This is a genomic window from Nitrospirillum amazonense, from assembly GCF_007828045.1.
Lineage (GTDB): Bacteria > Pseudomonadota > Alphaproteobacteria > Azospirillales > Azospirillaceae > Nitrospirillum > Nitrospirillum amazonense_C.
Genome location: NZ_VITN01000033.1, coordinates 23,412 through 44,281, shown reverse-complemented (window position 1 = coordinate 44,281; position 20,870 = coordinate 23,412). Strand labels below are relative to the sequence as shown.

Below are 20,870 nucleotides of genomic sequence, written 5' to 3'. Positions count from 1 at the left end.
GTCCGTGAAATGGGAAGGAAGGGTCAGGCCACGGCCTGTCGTGGGGCATCCGGATCGGCGCCCATGGTGCGCAACTGCCCGGCCAGGGCGGTCACTGTGGGATGGTCGAACACCAGGGCGGGGGCCATCTCCACCCCCAGGCGTCGGCGCAGCCGTGCCACCAGCTTGATGACCAGCAGGGAGTGGAGGCCCAGGTCGAACAGGTTGTCCGTCCGTCCCACGGCGCCGCGTTCAAGCAGCCCTGCCACCAGGCCGGCCACCATGTCCTCCAGCGGGTCGCTGGCGGCGGTTGCCGCATCGGTGGGCATTCCGGCATCGGGGGCGGGCAGGGCGTCGCGGTCCACCTTGCCGTTGCCCAGGCGGGGCAATGCTGGCAGCGTCACCACCTGGGCGGGGACGAAGGCGTCGGGCAGGCGTTGCGCCAGCGCGGCGCGCAGGGCTTGGGCGTTCGCCGTGCCCACGACGTACAGCACCAGCCGCAGGTCGGCACCCTCGCCCCAGGGGCGCACGGCGGCCTGGCGCACGCCGTCCTGGGCCAGGGCCGCGGCCTCGATCTCCGCCGGTTCCACCCGATAGCCCCGCACCTTGACTTGGTCGTCGGCGCGGCCGATGAGGTGCAGGGCGCCGTCAGGCCCCAGGCGGCCCAGGTCGCCGGTGCGGTAGAGGCGTTGCCCGGGTGCCAGGGGATCATCGATGAAGGCCGGATCGTCCGTCCGGTTGAGATAGCCGCGACAAACCTGGGCGCCTCCCACGTGCACCTCGCCCACCGCGCCCAGGGGGGCGGGCCGGCCGGCGGCATCCAGCAGCCGGACCACGGTGCCGGCCAGCACGCGATCCAGCGGCAGGCTGTCTGGAAAGACGGCCTCGCCATCCAGCTTGTGCACCATCACTCCCACCGTCGTTTCCGTGGGGCCGTAGTGGTTGAAGATCTGGATGTCCGGATCCAGTGCACGCACGACGGACAGCAGGGCCGCCGGCGCCCGCTCTCCGCCCAGCACCAGGGTACGGGGCAAGCGCGGGTCGGCCGTGTCCAGCAGAGCGGCGAGGTGGGACGGCACGATCTTCAGGCAGTCGATGTCCCGGTCGGCGATGAAGCGGGCGAAGGCCGCCCCGTCCGCCATGGCCGCGTCATCCGCCACCACCAGGCAGCCGCCGGTGGCGACCGCGCCGAACAGGGTGGTGTTGCCCAGGTCGGCCGCTACGGTGGAGGTCAGGGCGAAGCGCCGGCTGCCCGCCAGGCCCAGGGCCTGGGTGACGCCGGCGGCATAGGCCGCCAACTGCGCATGTTCCACCACCACCCCCTTGGGCGTGCCGGTGGAGCCTGACGTGAAGATGACATAGGCCGCGTCCCTGTCCTTGGGCGGGGCCAAGGCCACGTCCGGTGCCGGCTGCGCCAGCAACTGGGCTACATCGTCCGCTGTCAGCGCCCGGTGTGGCTGGGCCGCCGCCAGCGTGGCCGCACGGCGCGCCTCAGGCCAGGCCGGATCGACCGGCACATAGGCGCCGCCGGCGCGCAGCACCGCCCATAGGGCCAGCACCAGCGGGGCCCCGCGCGGCATGACCAGCGCCACCCGTGTCTCGGCCGCCACGCCGGCATGGCGCAGATGGCGGGCCAGATGGTCCACCTGGCGCAGCAGTTCGGCATAGCTCCACACCGCGTCGCCCTCGCAGAGGGCCGGGGCGGTGGGCTGGCGCGCGGCCCAATGCAGCAACAGGCCGATCACGCCGGGTGCCGCGATCGCCGCCGCCCGTTGGTCCAAGGCCGCGTGCGCCTGGCGGTCACGGTCGCTTAGCAGGGGCAGGTCGCGCACGGCGCCGTCCAGATGAGGGAGCAACGCCGCCAGGGCGACGGCATACTGGTCCAGCAGGGCCGCCATGGCGCCGTCCCCGTACAGCGCCGGGTCATAGCGCAGCGTGGCCACCACGGGACGGCCGCCGTCCAGCGTCAGGTCCAGGGCCAACGCCACGGCGCCCAATGGCCGTTCCAGCGGGACGGCGGTCCAGACCAGGCCGCCCAGCGCCACGGCGGGGATAGGCTCATGCACGGCGAAGCCAAGGGAGGGCATATTTGTTGCGATTTCGGAACGATATTCCTGCTGCGCCCGGTGCTCCTCCAGCAGCGCCATTGCGCCCGCCAGGACGTCGGCGAGGGCGCTGTCGCCCGGCACCGTGACCGCCACGGGCAGCCAGTCTTCCAGCGGGCCGACCGTCCCCTGGAAAGCGTCGTAATCGCGGCGCGGATCGTGCCGCCACCATGCCTGGAAGCTATCCTGCCCCGTGATGCGGGCGGCGACCACCCACCAGAGGGCCTGCAACGCCGCCTCCAGTGCCAGGCCTCGGGCGGCGAGCGCCGGGATCAGGGTGCCGATGTCGGGCAAGCGGCGCTGGACCTGATGCTGGTCCCGGCCGTCGGCCGTCGTGACGTTGCGATAGGGTAGACGCGGTTCCGGCCCCGTCTGGTACCGCCAATAGGCATGCCCATCGGCGGCGTCCGGTGCCTGGGCCAGTTCCTCTCGCCAGGCGGCGTAGCGGGTGAAATCCAGCTGGGACGGTTCCTCCGCCCGGTCGGCATAGGCTGCCGCCACCGTGCGCAGCAGGGGCGCCACGCTACCCCGGTCGAACACCAGGGGCGATAGCGTCAGGATCAGGCGGCCGGCATCGCCACCCATGCGCTGGAAGGCTGCCTGCACCGGGGGGCTGTCCGTCGACGTCCTGGCAGCGGTTTCCCAGGTGACGGGTGCGGGGTTGCGCACCCGCTGCACGCCGCCAGTGATTTCCAGGCGCAGAGCCTCATGGGTGGCGATGGTTTGGTCCAGGGCTCGACGCAAGCGAGCTTCATCCACCGGCCCCCGAATGTCCAGGGTCAGGCGCCAGGGATGGCCGTCCGGTGCTCCGGTGCCCAGGGCCGTCAGGATTTCGGACTGGCGGGGCGTCAGGGCGATGGTCATCACGCCACCTCCGCCGTGCCGGAGGCCGCCAGGCTGGCGCGGTCCGTCATGGCGCCCATGGCGACGACGACGCGGCGTGGGCCCTCATAGGGGTCGCGGGCGTGGGCGGCCAGCATGTTGTCCAACATCACCACGTCGCCGTTACGCCAGTCGAAGCGGACGGCGCAGGCCTCATACGCCTCCCCGATCCGGGCCATGACGGCGTCGGGGATGGGCGTGTCGTCGCCATAGAGGACGTTGCGCGGGAAGCGGTCGATGCCCACCAGGTCCAACAGATCCTCGCGCACGTCGGCATCCAGGCAATGGGGGTGATGCAACTGCACCTGGTTGAAGAAGCTGCGCTCCCCCGTCAGGGGATGGCGGATCACGGCCGGCCCCCGGCTGCGGGTCTGCGGCGTCTCCGGGTCCAGCCAGCGGCAGTCGATGCCCCCGGCCGCGCAGCGGGCCGTCACCGCATCGCGATCCTCGCTCTTGAAGAAGTCGCGCCAACCCACGTCCAGACGGGGGGTGAAGGTGCGGACATACAGCAGGCCTCGGCGTTCCAAATCGGTGATCAGGTCGGCGGGCAGGCGGCGCATCATCTGGCGGCAATCGACGATGGGGGTGCAACCGCCCACGGGGGCCACCTGCTCGGCATAGAACCACTGCTTGCGCGGCCAACGGTCCAGGTGGGCGCTTTCGTTGTGGAACAGGATCATCTGACGTTCCGGATAGGGGGTGGAGCGATAGGTGTTTCGTCCCCCCTCCTTCTTGGGCAGGTCGCCATAGCCGCCGAACAGGCCGCCAGGCTCCATGGCCTCGGCGAAGCCCTCGAAGGCTTGTGCGCCGGGCAGGTCGAAGCCCCGGAACAGGATGCCGGCGTGGCGGGCCAGCAGCCCATCGATCAGCGGCCGGTTGGCCGCCGCCCAGGCGCTGGGGTCCAGCCCGCCCGCCGCCGGTTCCAGCACCACGGGGAAGGTGGCGCCGGGCGTCAGGAAGGACTGGCGCACAGCCTCCGGCTCTAGCGGGGCGGTGGCGGGGCGCGTGGCCGGGGCACCAAGGCGGGCCAGCTTGGCGTTCAGACGCTGGGTGGCGGTGGTCATGGTCGATGCCTTTGGCGATGCGATGGGCAGGGGCTGGTCCGGCGCGTCCACCGCGTGGCGCAGCAGGGCGATCCAGTCTTGGTGGAAACGGGCGATGGTGGCGGGGTCGAACAAGGCGGTGGCGTAGACCCAATCGGCCGCCATGCCGTCCGCGCCACCAGCTCCCTGGGGTTCAAGGAACAGGGCCAGGTCGAACTTGCTGCGCCGTTCCAGCGCCGGCAGCTGGGTGACGGCCAGGCCGGGCAGATCGAACCCGCCCTCCGGTACGTTCTGCAGGACGAACAGGGCCTGGACCAAGGGGTTGCGGCTGCGGTCGCGGGGCACGCCCACCGCCTCCACGATGCGGTCGAAGGGCAGGGCGTCCTGGTCGAAGGCGGCCAGGGCCGTGTGCCGGGTCTGGTCCAGCATGTCGGCCGGCGTCATGCCGGGCCGGCGGCGGGACCGCAGGGGCACCACGTTGACGAAGAAGCCGATCAACTCCTCCACCTCCGGCACGGGCCGGCCGGCGGTGTCTGTACCCACCACCAAGTCGTCGTCGCCCGTCACCTGGTGCAGCAGGGCTTGGAAGCCGGCCAGCAAGGCCATGAAGGGCGTGGCTCCGCGTGTCCGCGCCCACGCGCCCAGGCGGGCCAGCAGGTCCGGCGGCACGGTGAAGCGCAGGGCGCCGCCCGCCGTCTGCGCCACCGGCGGCCGGGGCCGGTCGGTGGGCAGGCGCAGCTGCGTCGGGGCGCCGGCCAGATGGCCGCGCCAGAAGGCCAGGCGGCCGCGCAACCCCTCGCCGGACAACAGGGCCTGCTGCCAGACGGCATAGTCGGCGTATTGCACCGGCAGGGGGGGCCAGTCCGGCGCCGTTCCGGCCAGTGCCGCGCGGTAGGCGGTGGACAGGTCGCGGGTCAATACGCCCACCGACCAGCCATCGGCCACCATGTGGTGCATGGCGAAGACCATTTGGTGGTGGCCGGGCGCCAAACGGAGCAGGCGGGCGCGCAGGGGCGGGCCCTGGGCCAGGTCGAAGGGCCGCCCCATGTCCGCCTCTCGCAAGGCCAGGGCGCAGGCGTCCCGCTCCGCCGCCGGCAGCCCGGACAGATCCTCCACGGGCAAGGGCAGGGTCAGGGACGCCACCGGTACGGCCACTGGCGCCCCATCCTCGTCCGCGTCGTTCTCCGGATAGGCGGTGCGCAGGATCTCATGTCGGGCGATGACGGCGTTCAGCGCGTCCTCCAGCGCTTGAACGTCCAGGTCGCCGCGCAGGTCCAGGGTGGCGGCCATGCTGTAGGCGGCGTCACCCCCCGTCAGCCGGTCGAGCAGCCACAGGCGCTGTTGCGCCGGCGACAGGGGCAGGGGGCCAATGCGTGGCACGGGGCGCAGCGTCGGCAGGGCGCTCACCCCATCGGTGGCCGTGTCGGCATCCAGCCGTGCCGCCAACTGGCGAAGGACGGGGGCCTCGAACACGGTGCGCAGGGCCAGGCCGTCCCATCCCAGGCGCCGCAACCGGGCCACCAGCCGGGCGGCCAGCAGGGAATGGCCGCCCGCCGCGAAGAAATCGCTATCGCGGCTGACGGCTTCGACGGGCAGCAGTTCCCGCCACAGGCCGGCCAGCAGCCGTTCGGTTTCCGTGGCCGGCGCCTCACCCGCCGTTAGGTCCATGCCGGGTTGGGGCAGGGCCTTGCGGTCCAGCTTGCCGTTGGCGTTCAGCGGCCAGGCTGTCATAGGGATCCACTGCGCCGGCACCATGTAAGGCGGCAGGTGGGCGGCGGCGTGGCGGGCCAGATCGTCGGACGTGATCTCATTCCCCGTCGCCTGCCAGTAGGCCACCAGCCGGTCGCCCCGGGCCACCACGGCGGCGCGGCGCACGCCGGGATGGCGTTCCAGCACGGCCTCGACCTCGCCCGGTTCGATGCGGAAGCCCCGCAGCTTGACCTGGAAATCCTTGCGGCCGGCCCATTCCAGCAGGCCGTCGGCCGTCCAGCGGCCCAGGTCGCCGGTGCGGTAGACGCGGGCGCCGGGCGGGCCGTCAGGGTCGGGCACGAAGGCTGCCGCCGTGCGGCGCGGGTCGCCGCTGTAACCCCGGCCCACGCCCACACCGCCCACCACGATCTCCCCCACCGCGCCCACCGGCGTCGGGGACAGGTCGTTGTCCAGCACGCGCAGGTCGGCGTTGGCGGTGGGACGGCCGATGGGGATGACGGTGCCCGGTTCCGGTGCGTGGTGCAGGGCATGAAAGGCCACGTCGTCGGCACACTCCGCCGGGCCGTAGGCGTTCATCAGGGGGACGTCGGGATAGGCCGCGAACCAGGCGCGGGCATCGTTGGCGCCCAGCGCCTCCCCCGTCGGCAGCACCCAGCGCAGGGCGCGCAGGGGGATGGCCCCAGCCCCCACTCCATCACTCTCGACCAGCGCGCGCATCAGCGACGGCACCGGTTCGAACACGGTGACGGCGGCGGTGCGCAGCCGGTCCAGCAGGGCGTCGGGGTCCTTGACCACCGCGTCGGGAATGATCTCCACCACCGCACCCAGCAGGGGCGCCATCAGCGTCTGCCAGACCGAGATGTCGAAGCAGGCCGGCGCGGTCTGGGCGATGACGTCGCCCTCGCCCAGCCCCAGGGGGCCCACTTTGGCCAGCATGTTGTTCAGCATGCCGTCGCGGCTGACCATCACCCCCTTGGGCGCGCCCGTGGAGCCGGAGGTGAACAGCACATAGGCCAATTGCCGCCCGTCCGGGGCCGCCATCGGTAGCGCCCCCTCCGCCGCCCGGTCCAGCAGGTCGGCCGGCGCCAGAGACGGCAGGTCGCAGGGGATGGCCGGGTCACGGACAAGGATGGCCTTCGCTTGCCCGATCACCTGGGCCCAGCGGGCGGGCGGGTGGGCGGGGTCCAGCGGCAGCCAGGCACCCCCGGCGCGCAACACCGCCACCATCATGGTCAGCAGTTCCAGCCCGCGCGGCAGCAGCAGGGCGACGATACCGTCCGGTGTGAGGCCGGCGGCCGACAGGCCGCGCGCCAGCCGTTCCGACCGTTCCCACAGCTGGGCATAGCTGAGGGTGGCGCCGTCACAGCGGGCGACGACGCGGTCAGGATGGCGGGCCACCCGGTCGGCCACGCGGGCGACCCAGTCGGGTTGCAGGACGTAGTCGGCGGCCGTGGTGCGCCAGCGGCGCAGCAGCGCCATTTCCGCGGCACCCAGGGTGGGAAGGCCGCCCAGGGGCGTGTTGGCCCCCCGGGCCATGCCCAGCAGGGTGGCGCGGAAGCCGTCCGCCACGCGGGCCAAGGCGGCTTCGTCGATGCGCCGGGCGTCCGCGTCCAGCGCCACGCCCAGCTCCTCCCCCGGGAACACCTCCACCGTCAGGCCGTAGTGCGTACGCTCCACATTCTGGCGCTGGCGCAGGTCCAGGGCCCCCACGCGGCGGCGGCGTCCTTCCAGCATGGGCAGGTTCTGGAAGACCAGCAGGGTGTCGAACAGTGTCCCGCCGCCCAGATGCTTCTGGATGTCGGCCAGGGCCGCGTGCTCATGCTCGCGCATGGCTACGTTGTCGGCCTGCACCGCGCGCAGATAGTCGCCCAGCCGGCGGCCGGCGGCGGGTTTCATCCGCAGGGGCAGGGTGGTGATGAAGACGCCCAGCATGGCGTCGGCGCCCGCCAGCTCCATGGACCGGCCGGCGGAGGTGACGCCGAACACCACGTCGTCGCGCCCCGACAGGGCGGCCAGGGTCCGGCCCCAGGCCCCCTGCACCAGGGTGTTCAGGGTGACGCCCAGGTCGCGGGCGGCGGCCGTCAGGCGCGCCGTTTCCGACCGGTCCAGCACCAGGGTCCGGTTCAGGGGCAGGGCCGGGCCCGGCTGGGCGGGACGCAGCACGGGCAAGGGGGGCGCATCCTGGACGCCGGCCAGGAAGTTGGTCCAGAAGGCCAGGGGCTGGGCGGTGTCCTGGCGGGCCAGCCAGGCGACGTGGTCACGGAAGGGGCGGCGGTGGGGCAGGTGGGGCGCTTCTCCCGCCAATTGGGCGCGGTAGCGCTCCAGCACCTCATCCAGCAGCAGGATGGAACACCAGCCGTCCACCACCAAATGGTGGCGGCTCCACACCAGCCACCAGCGGCCGTCCCCCCGGTCCATGACCGCCAGGCGCATCAGGGGCGCTGCTTCCAGCACGAAGCCTTGGGCCCGGTCGGTAGCCAGGAAGCCGGCCAGCGCCGTTTCCTGCGCCCCGTCGTCCCAGGCCCGCCAGTCATGCCGGCTGACCGGTAGGGTGGCGGTGCGCTGCACCAGTTGCAGCGGCGCGTCCAGCCCCTCCCACCGGAAGGCGGTGCGCAGCAGGGGATGGGCGTCCACAGCCGCCTGCCAGGCGTGGGCGAAGGCTTCAGGCGCGAAGGGCCCGGTGGCGTCCAGCACCAGCTGGTTGACATAGGCGCCGCTTGCGCCGTCCAGCAGGCTGTGGAACAGCAGGCCTTGCTGCAGGGGTGACAGGGGGTAGGCGTCGACCACGTCCGGCCGGTCGGCCTTGAGCGCAGCCAGGGACTCCGCCCCCAAGCCGCTGAGGGCGAAGGGCGGCGGGTCGGCCACCGGGATGGTGGCCGTCTTGGGCGCCTTGGCCGGCAGCGCCGCCAGGGCCGCCGCCACGGCGGCCACGGTGCGCTTCTGGAACAGCATCTTGGGCGTCAGCGCCAGGCCCTGGGGCCGGGCCTTGGCGATGACCTGAAGCGCCAGGATGGAATCGCCGCCGATGGCGAAGAAATCATCCGCCACCCCAACGGCCGGACGGCCCAGCACCTCCGCCCATAGGGCGCACAGGGCGGTCTCCACCGGCGACAGGCCGGTCCCGGCCGACGCGGCTGCGTCTCGTGGTGCGGTCTCGGCCGGCAGGGCAGCGCGATCGATCTTGCCGTTGGGCAGGCGGGGTAGGGCCGGCAGCACCGTGAGGCTGGCGGGTACCATGGCGTCGGGCACCTGGTCGGCCAGGGCGCGCACCAGGGCGCCGGGCTCCGGCAGGTCGCGGCCGGCGACGAAGGCCACCAATCGCAGGCCGGTGGCGCCCGGGGCGGTGGACCGGGCCACCACCGCCGCCTCAACCACGCCGGGCAGGCGGCGCAGATGCGCCTCCACCTCGCCCAGTTCCACGCGGAAGCCCCGGATTTTCACTTGGTCGTCGGCGCGCCCCAGGAAGCGGATGGCGCCGTCCGGCGTCATCACTACCCGGTCGCCGGTCAGGTACAGCCGGCCGCCGGGGACCGCCGGGTCGGGCACGAAACGCTGGGCGGTCAGGCCCGGCCGGTTGCGATAGCCGCTGGCCACGCCGGCGCCGCCCACGGCCAACTCACCGGGCACACCCACCGGCACCGCTTCCAGATGGTGGTCCAGCACCATCACGTGCGCGCCCGCCAGGGGCCGCCCCACGGGCACGCCGGCCTCATCGGTGTCGCCGGCCCGCCAGGTCAGGCAGCCCACCGTGGTTTCCGTGGGGCCATAATGGTTCACCACTTGGCACTCAGGAGCGAGGGCGCGCACCCGCGCCACAAATTCGGCGGAGAGGACCTCTCCGCCCAGCACCAGGCGCCGGCGCGGCAGCAGGTGCGCCGGTTGGGGAACCGCCATCAGGGCCGCCAGGTGCGATGGCACGATCTTCAGCGCGTCCACCGGCCGTTCCGCCAGATGGCGGGCCAGGGCGTCGGGGTCATCGGCCAGGGCCGTGTCGATGATGCGTAAGGTGCGGCCGCCCAGCAGGGCGCCGAACCAGGCGGTATAGCCCAGGTCGGCCGTGACGGCGGCCAGGGTGGTCAGGGTGGCTTCCGCCGGCAGGTCCAGCGCGTCCAGCACGCCCAGGGCATAGGCGGCCAGGTTGCCCTGGGTCACCACCACGCCCTTGGGTGCGCCGGTGGAGCCGGAGGTGTAGATGACGTAGGCGGGCAGGGAGGGTGTTGCGGGTGGTGGCGGGGCGCTGGGGGCCTGCTGTCCCGTTACGGCCAGGCGGGGTGGTGTCAGCTCCGCTGGCACGCCGTCGCCCACGACCAGGCGCACGGCGGCGTCGGTCGCCATGAGGGCCAGGCGGGCGGGCGGCAGGGCCGGGTCCAGGCAGAGATAGGCGGCGCCCGTCTTCCACACGGCGATCATGGCCACGGCCAAATCCACGCCGCGCGGTAGATGCAGGCCCACGGTGTCACCCGGCCGCACCCCGGCCGCGGCCAAGCGGCCGGCCAGGGTGGCGGCGCGGGCGTCCAGGGCGGTGAAGCTCAGGCTGTCGGTGCCGCATTCCACCGCCGTGCGGTGCGGCGTGCGGTTCACATGGTGGTGGAACAGGGCCAGCGCCGTGTCCGCCCCGGCCACCGGGCCGCTCAGCACCGCGGCGTCGCCGTTGGTTTGGGCGCGCAGGGTGGAAATGCGGGCCTCGGGTGCCGCCAGCACCTGGTCCACCAGGGCCATGAAACCCCGTCGCATGCGGGCGACGGTGGCGGGGCTGTAGCGGCCGGTGTCCTGCCGCCATTGCAGGGTCAGGCGGTCGCCGCCATCCACCCAGCGCAGGTTCAGGTCGTTGGCGCCGCCGCGCTGGGTGGCAAACCGCAGGTGGGGGATGTAGCGGTTCATCAGCCCACGCTCCCCCACCGGCACATAGGTCGTCATGTGTTGGAACAGGGCGCCGCCCCGGCCTATGGCGGCGGCAATGCGCGCCAAGGGCAGGCGGTGGTGCCGCAGCATGGCCATGAAGGTGGCCTGGGTCCGGCGCGCCAGGTCGGCGAAGGCAGGATCGCCCCGCAGGTCCACGGGCCAGGGCAGGGCGTTCACGGTGCAGCCGATCAGGTCGCGGTCCGCCGCCCCCATGCGGCCGGACACGGGCGTGCCGATCAGGAAACGCTCCCGCCCGGTCCAGCGTCCCAGGAACACATGGTACAGGGTGGCCAGCAGGGGGAAGAGGCCGATGTCCAGGCGTCCCGCCAGGGTGCGCAGCGCCGCCGTGGTTTCGGGGGACAGGGCGATTTCGGATTCATGCGTCCCGCTGTCATCGCCGCCATCCGACGGCAGCTCCAGTTCCGCTGGCGGATCGGTCAGCAGGGTGCGCCAGAACGTCTCCAGCTTCTGGCCCCGCGCCCCCGCCAGCGTGGCACGCTGACGATCCACCCAGGCCCGGTACCGGCCGGTGGGGACGGTGGCGGGCGCCAGGCCCTGCACCAGCCGTTCGTAGGCCAGCATCACCTGCCCCGTCAGGGATTCCATGGCCAGGAAGTCACCGGCGATGTGGTGCACGGCCACGACGACGTGGGCGCCGGCGTCCTCCACCAGTACCCGCACGCGACAGACCTGGCCGGCCTCCAAATCCAGGGGCGCGTCCGCCTGGGCCGCCAGCCAGGCGGCGCGGGATTCATCATCGGCGAAGGGGGTGGTGACGATGGCCACGTCCGGGGTGACGGTGCGCAGCGGACGCATCACCGGCGTGCCGGCGGCATCCTCGCCATAGGCGCTGCTCAGCGTCTCATGCCCGGCGATGACATGGGTGAAGGCGGAGGCCAGATGATGAGGGGCCGTGCCCGGCAGCAGGGCGCCGGCATAGGCCATGATGTACCCGGCTTCGCCCGGTGCGGCGCGATAGGCCGCCCACAGGGCGCGCTGCTCCTCACCCAAGGGCTGGGGGGCGTCGGAGGCATGATCGGGCGGGCAGTCCGGCGCGGCGGGCGCCGTGCGCGTCGTGGGCATGGGGGCATCCATCAAGGTGACGGGCAAGGTGACGGGCAAAGTGTGGGAACGGTCAGCGCGCGGCGGCGGCAAGTTCCGAAGCGCGGATGGGGTCGGCCATGGCCACCACCACCTTGCGGGCGCCGGTGAAGGGCGCGCGGCCATGGGCCGCCAGCATGTTGTCCAGCATCATCACGTCGCCCGCCTGCCAGGGGAACGACACGGCGTGGGCGTCCAGCACGCTGCGGATATGGGCCAGGTCGGCTTCCGCGATGGGGGCGCCGTCGCCGTGGAAGACATGGCGGGGCAGGTCCATCTCATCCTCCACCACCGCCAGCAGGGTATCGCGCACGGCGTGGGGTAGGCCGGAAACGTGGAACAGGTGGGCTTGGTTGAACCACACCATCTCCCCCGTCGCGGGGTGGCGGGCCACCGCCTGGCAGGTCTGGCGGGTGCGCAGTTCGCCATCCTCCTTCCATTCCCACTCGATGGCGTTGGCGCGGCAGAACCGCTCCACCGCCGCCGGGTCGTCGGTGTTGAAGGCACGCTGCCATGGCAGGTCCAAGCCGTTGCCGTAGTTGCGCACATACATCAGCCGCCGCTCCGCGAAACGCCGGCGGACATCCGGATCGAGGGCGCGGTAGATGGCGCGGCTGTCGGCAATGGGCGTGGCGCCGCCGGTTTCCGACGCCGTCACGCAATGGAACCAGATCGTGCCCGGCCACTGCAGGGTGTAGGACTGCTCGTTATGCAGGGGGATGGACTGGTGCGCCGGGTATTCGGTGGAGGTGTAGACCCCTCGTTCCACCATCGAGCGCGGAGTAGACCCGAAGTCGTAATCCAGCAGCGGCCGGCCGAAGGCTTCAACGAAGGCGCGAAACGGCGCGTCGCCCTGAATATCCAGCCCCCGGAACACCACCCCCCCCACCGTGGGCAGCACCTGGGCCACAACCCTTTCGATGTCGGTGAAGACGTCACGCCAAACCGTGCCCGGCGCCTTAGGCGTCACCAACAGGGGCAGAGGCGCGTCCCGGTCTTCCAGGAGGGGGGCCAGCCTTAGGGGCTGCGCCGCCGCTGTGGCGGGTGGGGTGGCGAGAGGGGGAAGTGTATCCATTTCAATCCATTCCCGTGTGATTGCCTGCTTCCCAGGCACCGCTGGGGTGCCCCCGAGTCAGCCCGCCGATCCCGCCGAAGGGATGCGCCGGGCTTATGTCTTAGGAATGAGAATCACTTTCAGCGATTGACCGAGGTACGGATTTCCGTAAAACCACTGGGGCCATTGCTATCATCGGCGGTCTTTCTCCAGCGTGCGACGCTGCCCGATCCGATGTGATCAACCTTTCCCATCGTTGACGTACCGATCGTCCCCGAACGTGGCTAACGCTACCCCAGCTTGAAACGACTTGCAAATAAGAATCAGTATCAATATTAAAGAAGATGTCAGACACCGATGGGGGACCACACATGAGCTGGGATAGCCCTGACACCCGCTTCCACGTCGTGATCAACGGGGAAGAGCAATATTCCATCTGGCCGGATCACAAACCGCTGCCCGCCGGCTGGCAGGCGGTTGGCGTCAGCGGTACGCGGGATGAGTGCCTGGCCCACATCGAAACGGTGTGGACGGACATGCGGCCGTTGAGCCTGCGCCGCGCCCTGGAAGCCGCGGATCAGGCGCAATGACTTCGCCGCCGGCCCTTGCCGGCCGGGTGACGCCTTCGCAAGACAATGGGAGATGCACGATGTCCAGCGACCTTCAGGGGGCTGTGCCGTTGACTTTGACCGGGTTTCGCGGCCAGCCGCCCGTCCGCCTGCAGGACGATCCCCTGTTGCGCCGGCAGGCGGCGCGGGAATCCAACGCCCGTTCCTATCCCCGCCGCATTCCCCTCGCGCTGAGGGAGGCGCGCGGCATTTATGTCCGCGATGGGGCTGGCCAGGTGTACATCGACTGTCTGGCCGGCGCCGGCACCCTGGCCCTGGGGCATAACCACCCGGATGTGGTGGCGGCCCTGCGTGAGACCCTGGAGTCAGGTCTGCCCCTGCACACGCTGGACCTGACGACGCCGGTCAAGGATCGTTTTGTCGAGGATCTGTTCGCCAGCCTGCCGGCGGCCTTCGCCGCCAAGGCGCGCATCCAGTTTTGCGGCCCCACCGGCGCCGACGGCATCGAGGCCGCGCTGAAGCTGACGCGCACCGCCACCGGCCGGCGCGTCGTCCTGGGCTTCTCTGGCGCTTACCACGGCATGACCCAGGGGGCCCTGGCGCTGATGGGCAACCGCGCGCCCAAGGAACCGCTGGGCACCATGGGGGCTGACGTGCAGATGCTGCCCTACCCCTATGATTACCGCTGCCCCTTCGGCTTGGGCGGAGAGGCGGGGGTGGACGCAGGCCTGTCCCTGATCGAGCAAATCCTGACCGACCCGGAATCGGGCGTGCTGCTGCCCGCCGCCGTGGTGGTGGAGGTGGTGCAGGGTGAGGGCGGCGTCATTCCCGCGCCGGTGCGCTGGCTGCAGGGCCTGCGTCAACTGACGCGTGAGCACGGCGTGGCCCTGGTGGTGGATGAGGTGCAAACCGGCCTGGGCCGCACCGGCCGCCTCTACGCCTTCGAGCATGCCGGTATCGAGCCGGACGTGGTGGTCCTGTCCAAGGCCATTGGCGGCGGGCTGCCCCTGTCGGTGGTGGTCTATAACCAGGACCTGGACCGCTGGGCCCCCGGTGCCCACGCCGGCACCTTCCGCGGCAACCAGCTGGCCATGGCGGCCGGAGTGGAAACCCTGCGCCGCATCCGCGCCGACCGCCTGGATGAACAGGCCGCCATCCTGGGCCGGCGCCTGGTGGATCACCTGAACAGCCTGCGGGCCGATCACGCCTGCTTGGGCGACGTGCGGGGCCTGGGCCTGATGATCGGGGTGGAGGTCGTGGACGAACGCCGGCCGCAATTGCGCCTGGGCGCGCGGCCGGCTGACGGCGATCTGGCCCGCCAGATCCAGCGGCGCTGCCTGGAACAGGGCCTGATCCTTGAGGTGGGTGGCCGCCATGGCGCCGTCATGCGCTTCCTGCCGCCGCTGATCGTCACCGCCGAGGAGGTGGATGAGATCGCCAGCCGCTTCAAGGCCGGGCTGAAGGCGGCCCTGGCCGACCGACCGGGCATCGCCCTGGCGGCGGAATAACGCGGCCGAGAATCGCGACTAAGTCTGATTAGCGTATGAGGTGGGTCCGATGGATGGCCTGGTGAACGAAGTGGAACGGACGGCGCCGCTGTCGCATGCGCAAGAGCGCCTATGGCTGCTGCACCGCTTCAATCCCGCCGACACCGCTTACAACCTGACCCGCGCCTTCCGCCTGGTGGGCCCGCTGGACAGGACGGCGCTGGAGCGGGCGTTGCAGGCGGTCGCCTGGCGCCACGCCATCCTGCGCACCCGCTTCGCCGAGGGCGAGGACGGGCCCGTCCAGCTTGTCCAGCGCGCGCCTACCCTGCACCTGGCCCTGGAAGACGGTGGCGATCCCGCCGCGCGGGCGGTGGCGGAGGCGATGCGGCCGTTCGACCTGGCGGCGGCCCCGCCCCTCCGCGCCACGCTGGTGAGGACCGGACCCACCGACCACACCCTGATCCTGGCGCTGCACCACATCGTGTCCGACGCCGCGTCCAATCCCATCCTGGCGCGGGACCTGATGCGGGCCTATCAGGCGGCGGCGCTGACGGATGAGGAGGGGGTCGAAGTCGCCGGCCTGCTGCCGCCCCTGGCCCTGCAGTATGCCGACTACGCCGCGGCCCAGCGCGGGCCAGAGGCGCAGCGGCGGGTGGCGCGTGCGGTGGATGGCGCGCTCTTTGTACTGGGCGCGCCGCCGCCGGCGCTGGACCTGCCCACCGACCGGCCGCGCCCAGCGGCTTGGTCCGGGCGGGGTGCCCGTCATGCCTTCGACCTGCCGTTCCATTTGCTGCCGGTGCTCAAGGCGGCGGGCGGGGCGGAAGGCTGCACCCCCTTCGTCCTGGTGCTGGCCGCCTGGCAGGCGGTGCTGTCCCGCTGGGGCGGGCAGCGACACTTCGCCGTGGGCGTGCCCCTGGGTGGCCGCGAGGATGAGGAGTTGGAGGAACTGATCGGCTTTTTCATCGACACCGCCATCTTCCCGGCGGCGATGGAACCGGGCCTGACCGGCCGGGCCTTGTGCCGCCGGCTGCGCGATACCGCCCGCACCCTGATCGACAATGGCGCCACCCCTTTCGACCAGGTGCTGGCCCGGCTGTCGCCACCGCGCGATCCCAGCCGCGCCCCTGTGTTCCAGACCATGGTCAATGTGCAGATGGGCACGTCGGCGACCGTGCGTCTGGCTGGCCTGGCCATCGAGCCCGTGCCGGTGGCGGAGACAACGGCCAAGGTGGATATGGCGCTGGAGGTCACGGTCACCCAGGATGCCATCCGCTGCGCCATCGACTACGCCACCGATCTGTTTGATCCGCCGACCGTGGCCGCCCTGGCCGGCGCATTCGCCACGCTGCTGGCCGGCCTGCTGGCCAACCCCGACGCGGCGGTGGACACGCTGCCGCTGCTGGACACGGCGGGCCGGGTTCGCGCACTGGCCATCGGCAACGACACCGCTTTGGATCTGGGTCCGGCCGACGATCTGCTGGCCCGGTTCGAGGCCCAGGCCACGCGGGCGCCGGAGCGCCCCGCTGTGATGTTCGATGGCGCCGCCATCAGCTATGGCGACCTGAACCGCCGTGCCAACCATCTGGCCCGCCGCCTGGCGGCGCGGGGCGTGGGCCGCGACACCCTGGTCGGCGTGCGCTTGCCCCGGGGGCCGGCGCTGGTGGTGGCCCTGCTGGCGGTGTTGAAGGCCGGTGGCGCCTATCTGCCCCTGGACCCCGACCAGCCCGCGGCCCGTATCGACACCATCCTGGCCCATGCCCGCCCTCACCTGGTGCTGGAGGGCGATAGGGTGGCCGATGGGGAAGAGGCCAATGGGCAGGAGGATGACTGGGATCTGGGTCTGCCCGTTCATCCCCGGCAACTGGCCTATCGTCTCTATACGTCCGGTTCCACCGGCGTGCCCAAGGGGGTGGAGATCGACCGGCAGGCCATTTCCAGCCTGTTGCGCGCCATGGGGGGGCTTCTGGCGGCCGGGCCGGATGATCGCCTGCTGGCCGTGACCACCGTGGGCTTCGATATCGCCGGCCTGGAACTGTTCCTGCCGCTGACCACCGGTGGCGCCGTCGTGCTGGCCAGCCGGTCGCAGGCGCTGGACCCCATTGCCCTGGACGGGCTGATCCGGGACCGGGGCGTCACCTGCCTGCAGGCGACGCCGGCCACCTGGCGCATGCTGCTGGACGCCACGGACGGCCGGTGGCCGGGCTTGCGCGCCCTGTGCGGGGGTGAGGCGCTGCGCGGGGATTTGGCCCACCGGCTGCTGGATCGGGGCGTGCGCTTGTGGAACGTCTACGGTCCCACCGAGACCACCGTCTGGTCCGCCGCGCACGCCGTGACGCCGGTGGACGGGACGGCGCCGGCTGTGGCCATCGGCAGTGCCATCGCCAACAACCGTCTGTTTATCCTGGACAGCCAGTTGGAGCCCGTACCCCCTGGCGCTGCGGGGGATTTGTGGATCGGCGGCATTGGCCTGGCGCGCGGCTATGCCGGCCAGCCGGGGGTGACGGCGGCGGCCTTCGCACCCAACCCCTTTCCCGATGGGGCCGTTCCCGGCTGCGGCGCCGGCAGCCGGATTTACCGCACCGGCGATCGCGCCCGCCGCCGCCCGGATGGGACCATCGAATTTCTGGGCCGTGCTGATCACCAATTGAAGGTGCGCGGCTTCCGGATCGAGACGGCGGAGGTGGAAGGCGCGCTGGAGGCTCACCCCCAGGTGCGCCAGGCGGCCGTCGCCGCTCATATGCCAGCGGATGGGGAGGCCATCCTCTGCGCCTATCTCATGACCGAAGGGGAAAGCGTTCCGACTGACCTGCGCGCCTTCCTGGCCGCGCGCCTGCCGGCCTATATGGTGCCTACCGTTTACATCCGGCTGGACCGGCTGCCGCTCAACGCCAGCGGCAAGCTGGACCGCCGCGCCCTGCCGCCGCCGGAGGCGACGGCCTCGTCATCTGCCGCCGATACGGCTCCCCTGACCGGCGTGGCCGCCACTTTGGCCGGACTGTGGACGGAGGTGTTGGACCGGCCGGTCACCCGGCTGGACGCCGACTTCTTCCTGCTGGGCGGTCATTCGCTGCGCCTGGCCCGCCTGCAGACCCGCATCCGCACCACCTTTGGCCGCGACATCCCCCTGGCCCGGCTGTTCCAGGCGCCGACCCTGGGGGCTATGGCGGCCCTGGTAGATGCCTTGGGGGCGGTGGACGAGGCCGAGGACATCGCCTTTATGGCCAACCTGCTGGATACGTTATGAGATTGCTGTCCACGCTGATGCGGCGCTTCGGTGCGCGCCTGCCCCTGGCCCTGGCGCTGGGCGCCGTCGGTGCCGTGGCCGGCCTGGTGATCATCGCCTTGGTGAACCGCCTGATCGCCGGCACGCTGGCGGCCGGCGCCGCCACCTTCGCCGTCCTGGGCGTGGCCCTGCTGCTGGTGTTCGGTTGCGGCTTCGCCTCCCAAGCCATCTTGACGGCGCTGGGCCACCGCGTGGTGCGCGACATGCGGACCACCACGGTGAAGCGCCTGCTGGACACCGACATCGACCGGCTGGACGGCATTGGCGCGCCGGCGCTGTACGCCACCTTGACCAAGGATATAACAGCGGTGGGCCAGGCCTTTAACCGCCTGCCCTTCGTCTTCTACAACGGCGTCCTGCTGGGCGGGGGCTTCGCCTATCTGGCCTGGCTGTCGTGGCAGCTGTTCCTGTTGAGCGCCGTGGTCCTGGGCCTGGCGGTGGCTTGCGCCCAGGGCTGGGTCTTCGCCATGCGCCGCCTGATGATGGAGGTGCGTGCCACCGACGACCGGTTGTTCGCCGGCTACCGGGGGGCCATCGAGGGGCGCAACGAGCTGGCCCTGAATGCCGCCCGCCGCGCCGTCTTCCACCGCTTGGATGTGGAGGCGGCGGCGGACCACGCGCGGGCCACGGAAACCCGTGCCGACCGCTATTGGGTGCTGAGCCTCAGCTGGACGGCCCTGGTCATCCTGGGGCTGATCGTCGGCCTGTTCATCGTCGGTACCGGCCTCGGCCTGGCGCGGGAACAGGTGGCGGGCTTCGTCCTGGTGCTGCTGTTCCTGCGCATGCCGCTGAACGACCTGGTAGGCACGCTGCCCATCCTGATGGCGGGCGGCGTGGCGCTGGCCAAGGTGGAAAGCTTGAACCTGGCGCCGCACCGCGCCGGCTTCGACATGCCGGGGGGCCCCATCTTGGCAGCCACCATACCCGCCGGCGCCACGGCCGTGCCGCCACCCTTGTTCGAGCTGTCGGGCGTCACCTACGACCATCCAGGCCAGGACGGGGAGGCGGGCTTCCACTTGGGGCCCGTTGACCTGACGGTACCGGTAGGGGAGACGCTGTTCATCGTCGGCGGCAACGGTGGCGGCAAGTCCACGCTGTTGGCCCTGCTGGCGGGCCTGCGCCGGCCAGCCGGCGGGCACCTGCGCCTGGGCGGCGTGGCGGTGACGGAGGATTTGCGCGGCTGGCACCGCGAACAGGTCAGCGCCGTGCTGTCCCCGGCCTATGTCTTCGATCATCTGGTGGGGCCGGACGGCCACCTGGATGAGGATCTGGCCCAGGATTTCCTGCGGCGCTTGCGCATGGACCACAAGGTCGCCATCGCCGATGGCCGCCTTTCCAATACCCGCTTTTCCCAAGGGCAGCGCAAGCGCCTGGCGCTGCTGTCCGCCGTGGTGGAGCGGCGGCCCATCCTGTTGTTGGACGAATGGGCGGCCGACCAGGACCCCACCTTCCGCCGCTTTTTCTATGAAGAGCTGCTGCCCGACTTGAAGCGGGGCGGCCGCACCATCATCGCGGTCAGCCACGACGATCGCTACTTCCCCCTGGCCGACCGGGTCCTGCGCTGCGACGGCGGTGTGCTGACCCCGTGGTCGGCTGCGCCGGCCGACGCCGGCTCCGCCCAATTCCTGGGCCACACCTTCAACGACGGGGCGTCGCAAGTGCCGGCGCCGCCGGGAGGGCGACAGCAATGACAGGCGATCCACATAACCGTGCCGCGGGCACCGTTCCCTACGTTTCAGGTATCGCACCGCGCTGCCTATGGGAAGGCGATACCCTGGTGGTGAAGATGGGCGGCACCGTCCGCCAGCGCTGGCTGTTGGACCAGGCGGAGGGCGGGCCGGTCCTGGCCTTCCTGCACGACATGGGCGGTGCCGGTTCCCGCACCATCGCGGCGCTGGCGGCGCTGGACGCTGCCCTGACCCGGGCGGGCGACCCGCCTGGCCTGGGCTTGGCCCTGCCGGCCGACCTGCGGGCCGCGCTGGAGGCCGAAGGCGTCCTGACGATGGCGCCGGGCGGTGTGGCGCGTGTGCTGGCCGCCGCCCTGTACCAGAAGCCGGAGCTGTGGCTGCGCGGCCCCGGCGGCAGCCTGCAGCCCCAGGTCCATACGCTGAGCCACGGCCGTTACCACCCGCGCCGTCCGGCCAAGGTGCCGGGTCTGCTGTATGAGCGGCGCATCCCCTGGCTGGACCGCACTTTGTCGTTTCGTCTGGCCGACATGGACCGCGACCTCAGCCGCTTCCACGCCTGGATGAATGATCCACGCGTCGCCGCCTTCTGGCAGGAGGAAGGGGAGCTGGAGCAGCACCGGGCCTACCTGGAAAACCAGTTGGAAGATCCGCACACCCTGCCGCTGATCGCCAGCCTGGACGGCGAGGCCTTCGGCTATTTCGAAGTCTACTGGGCCAAGGAAAACCGCATCGGCGCCTTCTACGACGCCCAGGATTATGACCGTGGCTGGCATGTGTTGATCGGGGACGAGAGCGTGCGGGGCAAGGCCTATGTCAGCGCCTGGCTGCCGTCGCTGGTCCATTTCATGTTCCTGGACGACGTGCGCACCCAGCGCATCGTGGGTGAACCGCGGGCCGATCATCACCAGCAGATCCGCAACCTCGATCGTTCCGGCTTCGCTAAGGTCAAGGAATTCAACTTTCCCCACAAACGCGCCCTGCTGGTGATGCTGTTGCGGGAACGCTTCTTCGATGACCGGCTGTGGCTGCCGCGCGCCGAGCCCGCACCCAAGACGGGGGGCTGAACC

8 protein-coding genes are annotated in these 20,870 nt (G+C 71.4%); 5 read left to right on the top strand and 3 right to left on the bottom strand.

Going from position 1 to position 20,870, the window contains the following annotated elements:
- Nucleotides 1-23 precede the first annotated feature (23 nt).
- The 3 genes from FBZ89_RS28480 to FBZ89_RS28470 are packed head-to-tail and all read right to left on the bottom strand — an operon-like array spanning nt 24 to nt 12,797.
- Nucleotides 24-2,948 (bottom strand): non-ribosomal peptide synthetase, encoded by a 2,925-nt coding sequence (locus tag FBZ89_RS28480; protein ID WP_145754267.1) that lies wholly within the window; start codon nt 2,946-2,948, stop codon nt 24-26.
- On the bottom strand, nt 2,948-11,704 hold the full coding sequence (locus tag FBZ89_RS28475; protein ID WP_186457637.1) for a non-ribosomal peptide synthetase: 8,757 nt from the start codon (nt 11,702-11,704) through the stop codon (nt 2,948-2,950). Before FBZ89_RS28475 ends, FBZ89_RS28480 begins: the two co-directional genes overlap by 1 nt.
- A 52-nt stretch (nt 11,705-11,756) precedes the next feature.
- Nucleotides 11,757-12,797, bottom strand: a complete 1,041-nt coding sequence (locus FBZ89_RS28470) for a TauD/TfdA family dioxygenase (RefSeq protein WP_145754263.1) — start codon at nt 12,795-12,797, stop codon at nt 11,757-11,759.
- Nucleotides 12,798-13,147: 350 nt separating this feature from the next.
- Here FBZ89_RS28470 and FBZ89_RS28465 point away from each other — a divergent pair, with 350 nt between their 5' ends.
- From FBZ89_RS28465 to FBZ89_RS28445, 5 genes are read left to right on the top strand one after another with little or no spacing between them, the layout of a single operon-like run.
- Nucleotides 13,148-13,366, top strand: a complete 219-nt coding sequence (locus tag FBZ89_RS28465) for an MbtH family protein (protein WP_145754261.1) — start codon at nt 13,148-13,150, stop codon at nt 13,364-13,366.
- Nucleotides 13,367-13,425: 59 nt separating this feature from the next.
- Nucleotides 13,426-14,853: a diaminobutyrate--2-oxoglutarate transaminase gene (locus FBZ89_RS28460; protein WP_145754260.1), complete on the top strand. Its 1,428-nt coding sequence runs from the start codon at nt 13,426-13,428 to the stop codon at nt 14,851-14,853.
- A 49-nt stretch (nt 14,854-14,902) separates the two neighbouring features.
- On the top strand, nt 14,903-18,076 hold the full coding sequence (locus FBZ89_RS28455) for a non-ribosomal peptide synthetase (RefSeq protein ID WP_145754258.1): 3,174 nt from the start codon (nt 14,903-14,905) through the stop codon (nt 18,074-18,076).
- Nucleotides 18,073-19,806 carry a cyclic peptide export ABC transporter gene (locus tag FBZ89_RS28450; protein WP_145754257.1) on the top strand — a complete coding sequence of 578 codons (1,734 nt, stop codon included), beginning with the start codon at nt 18,073-18,075 and terminating at the stop codon, nt 19,804-19,806. The genes FBZ89_RS28455 and FBZ89_RS28450 overlap by 4 nt, the downstream gene beginning before the upstream one ends.
- The gene (locus tag FBZ89_RS28445) at nt 19,803-20,867 is read left to right on the top strand and encodes a GNAT family N-acetyltransferase (protein WP_246172848.1); all 1,065 of its coding nucleotides are present in this window, start codon (nt 19,803-19,805) and stop codon (nt 20,865-20,867) included. Before FBZ89_RS28450 ends, FBZ89_RS28445 begins: the two co-directional genes overlap by 4 nt.
- Nucleotides 20,868-20,870: the final 3 nt, after the last annotated feature.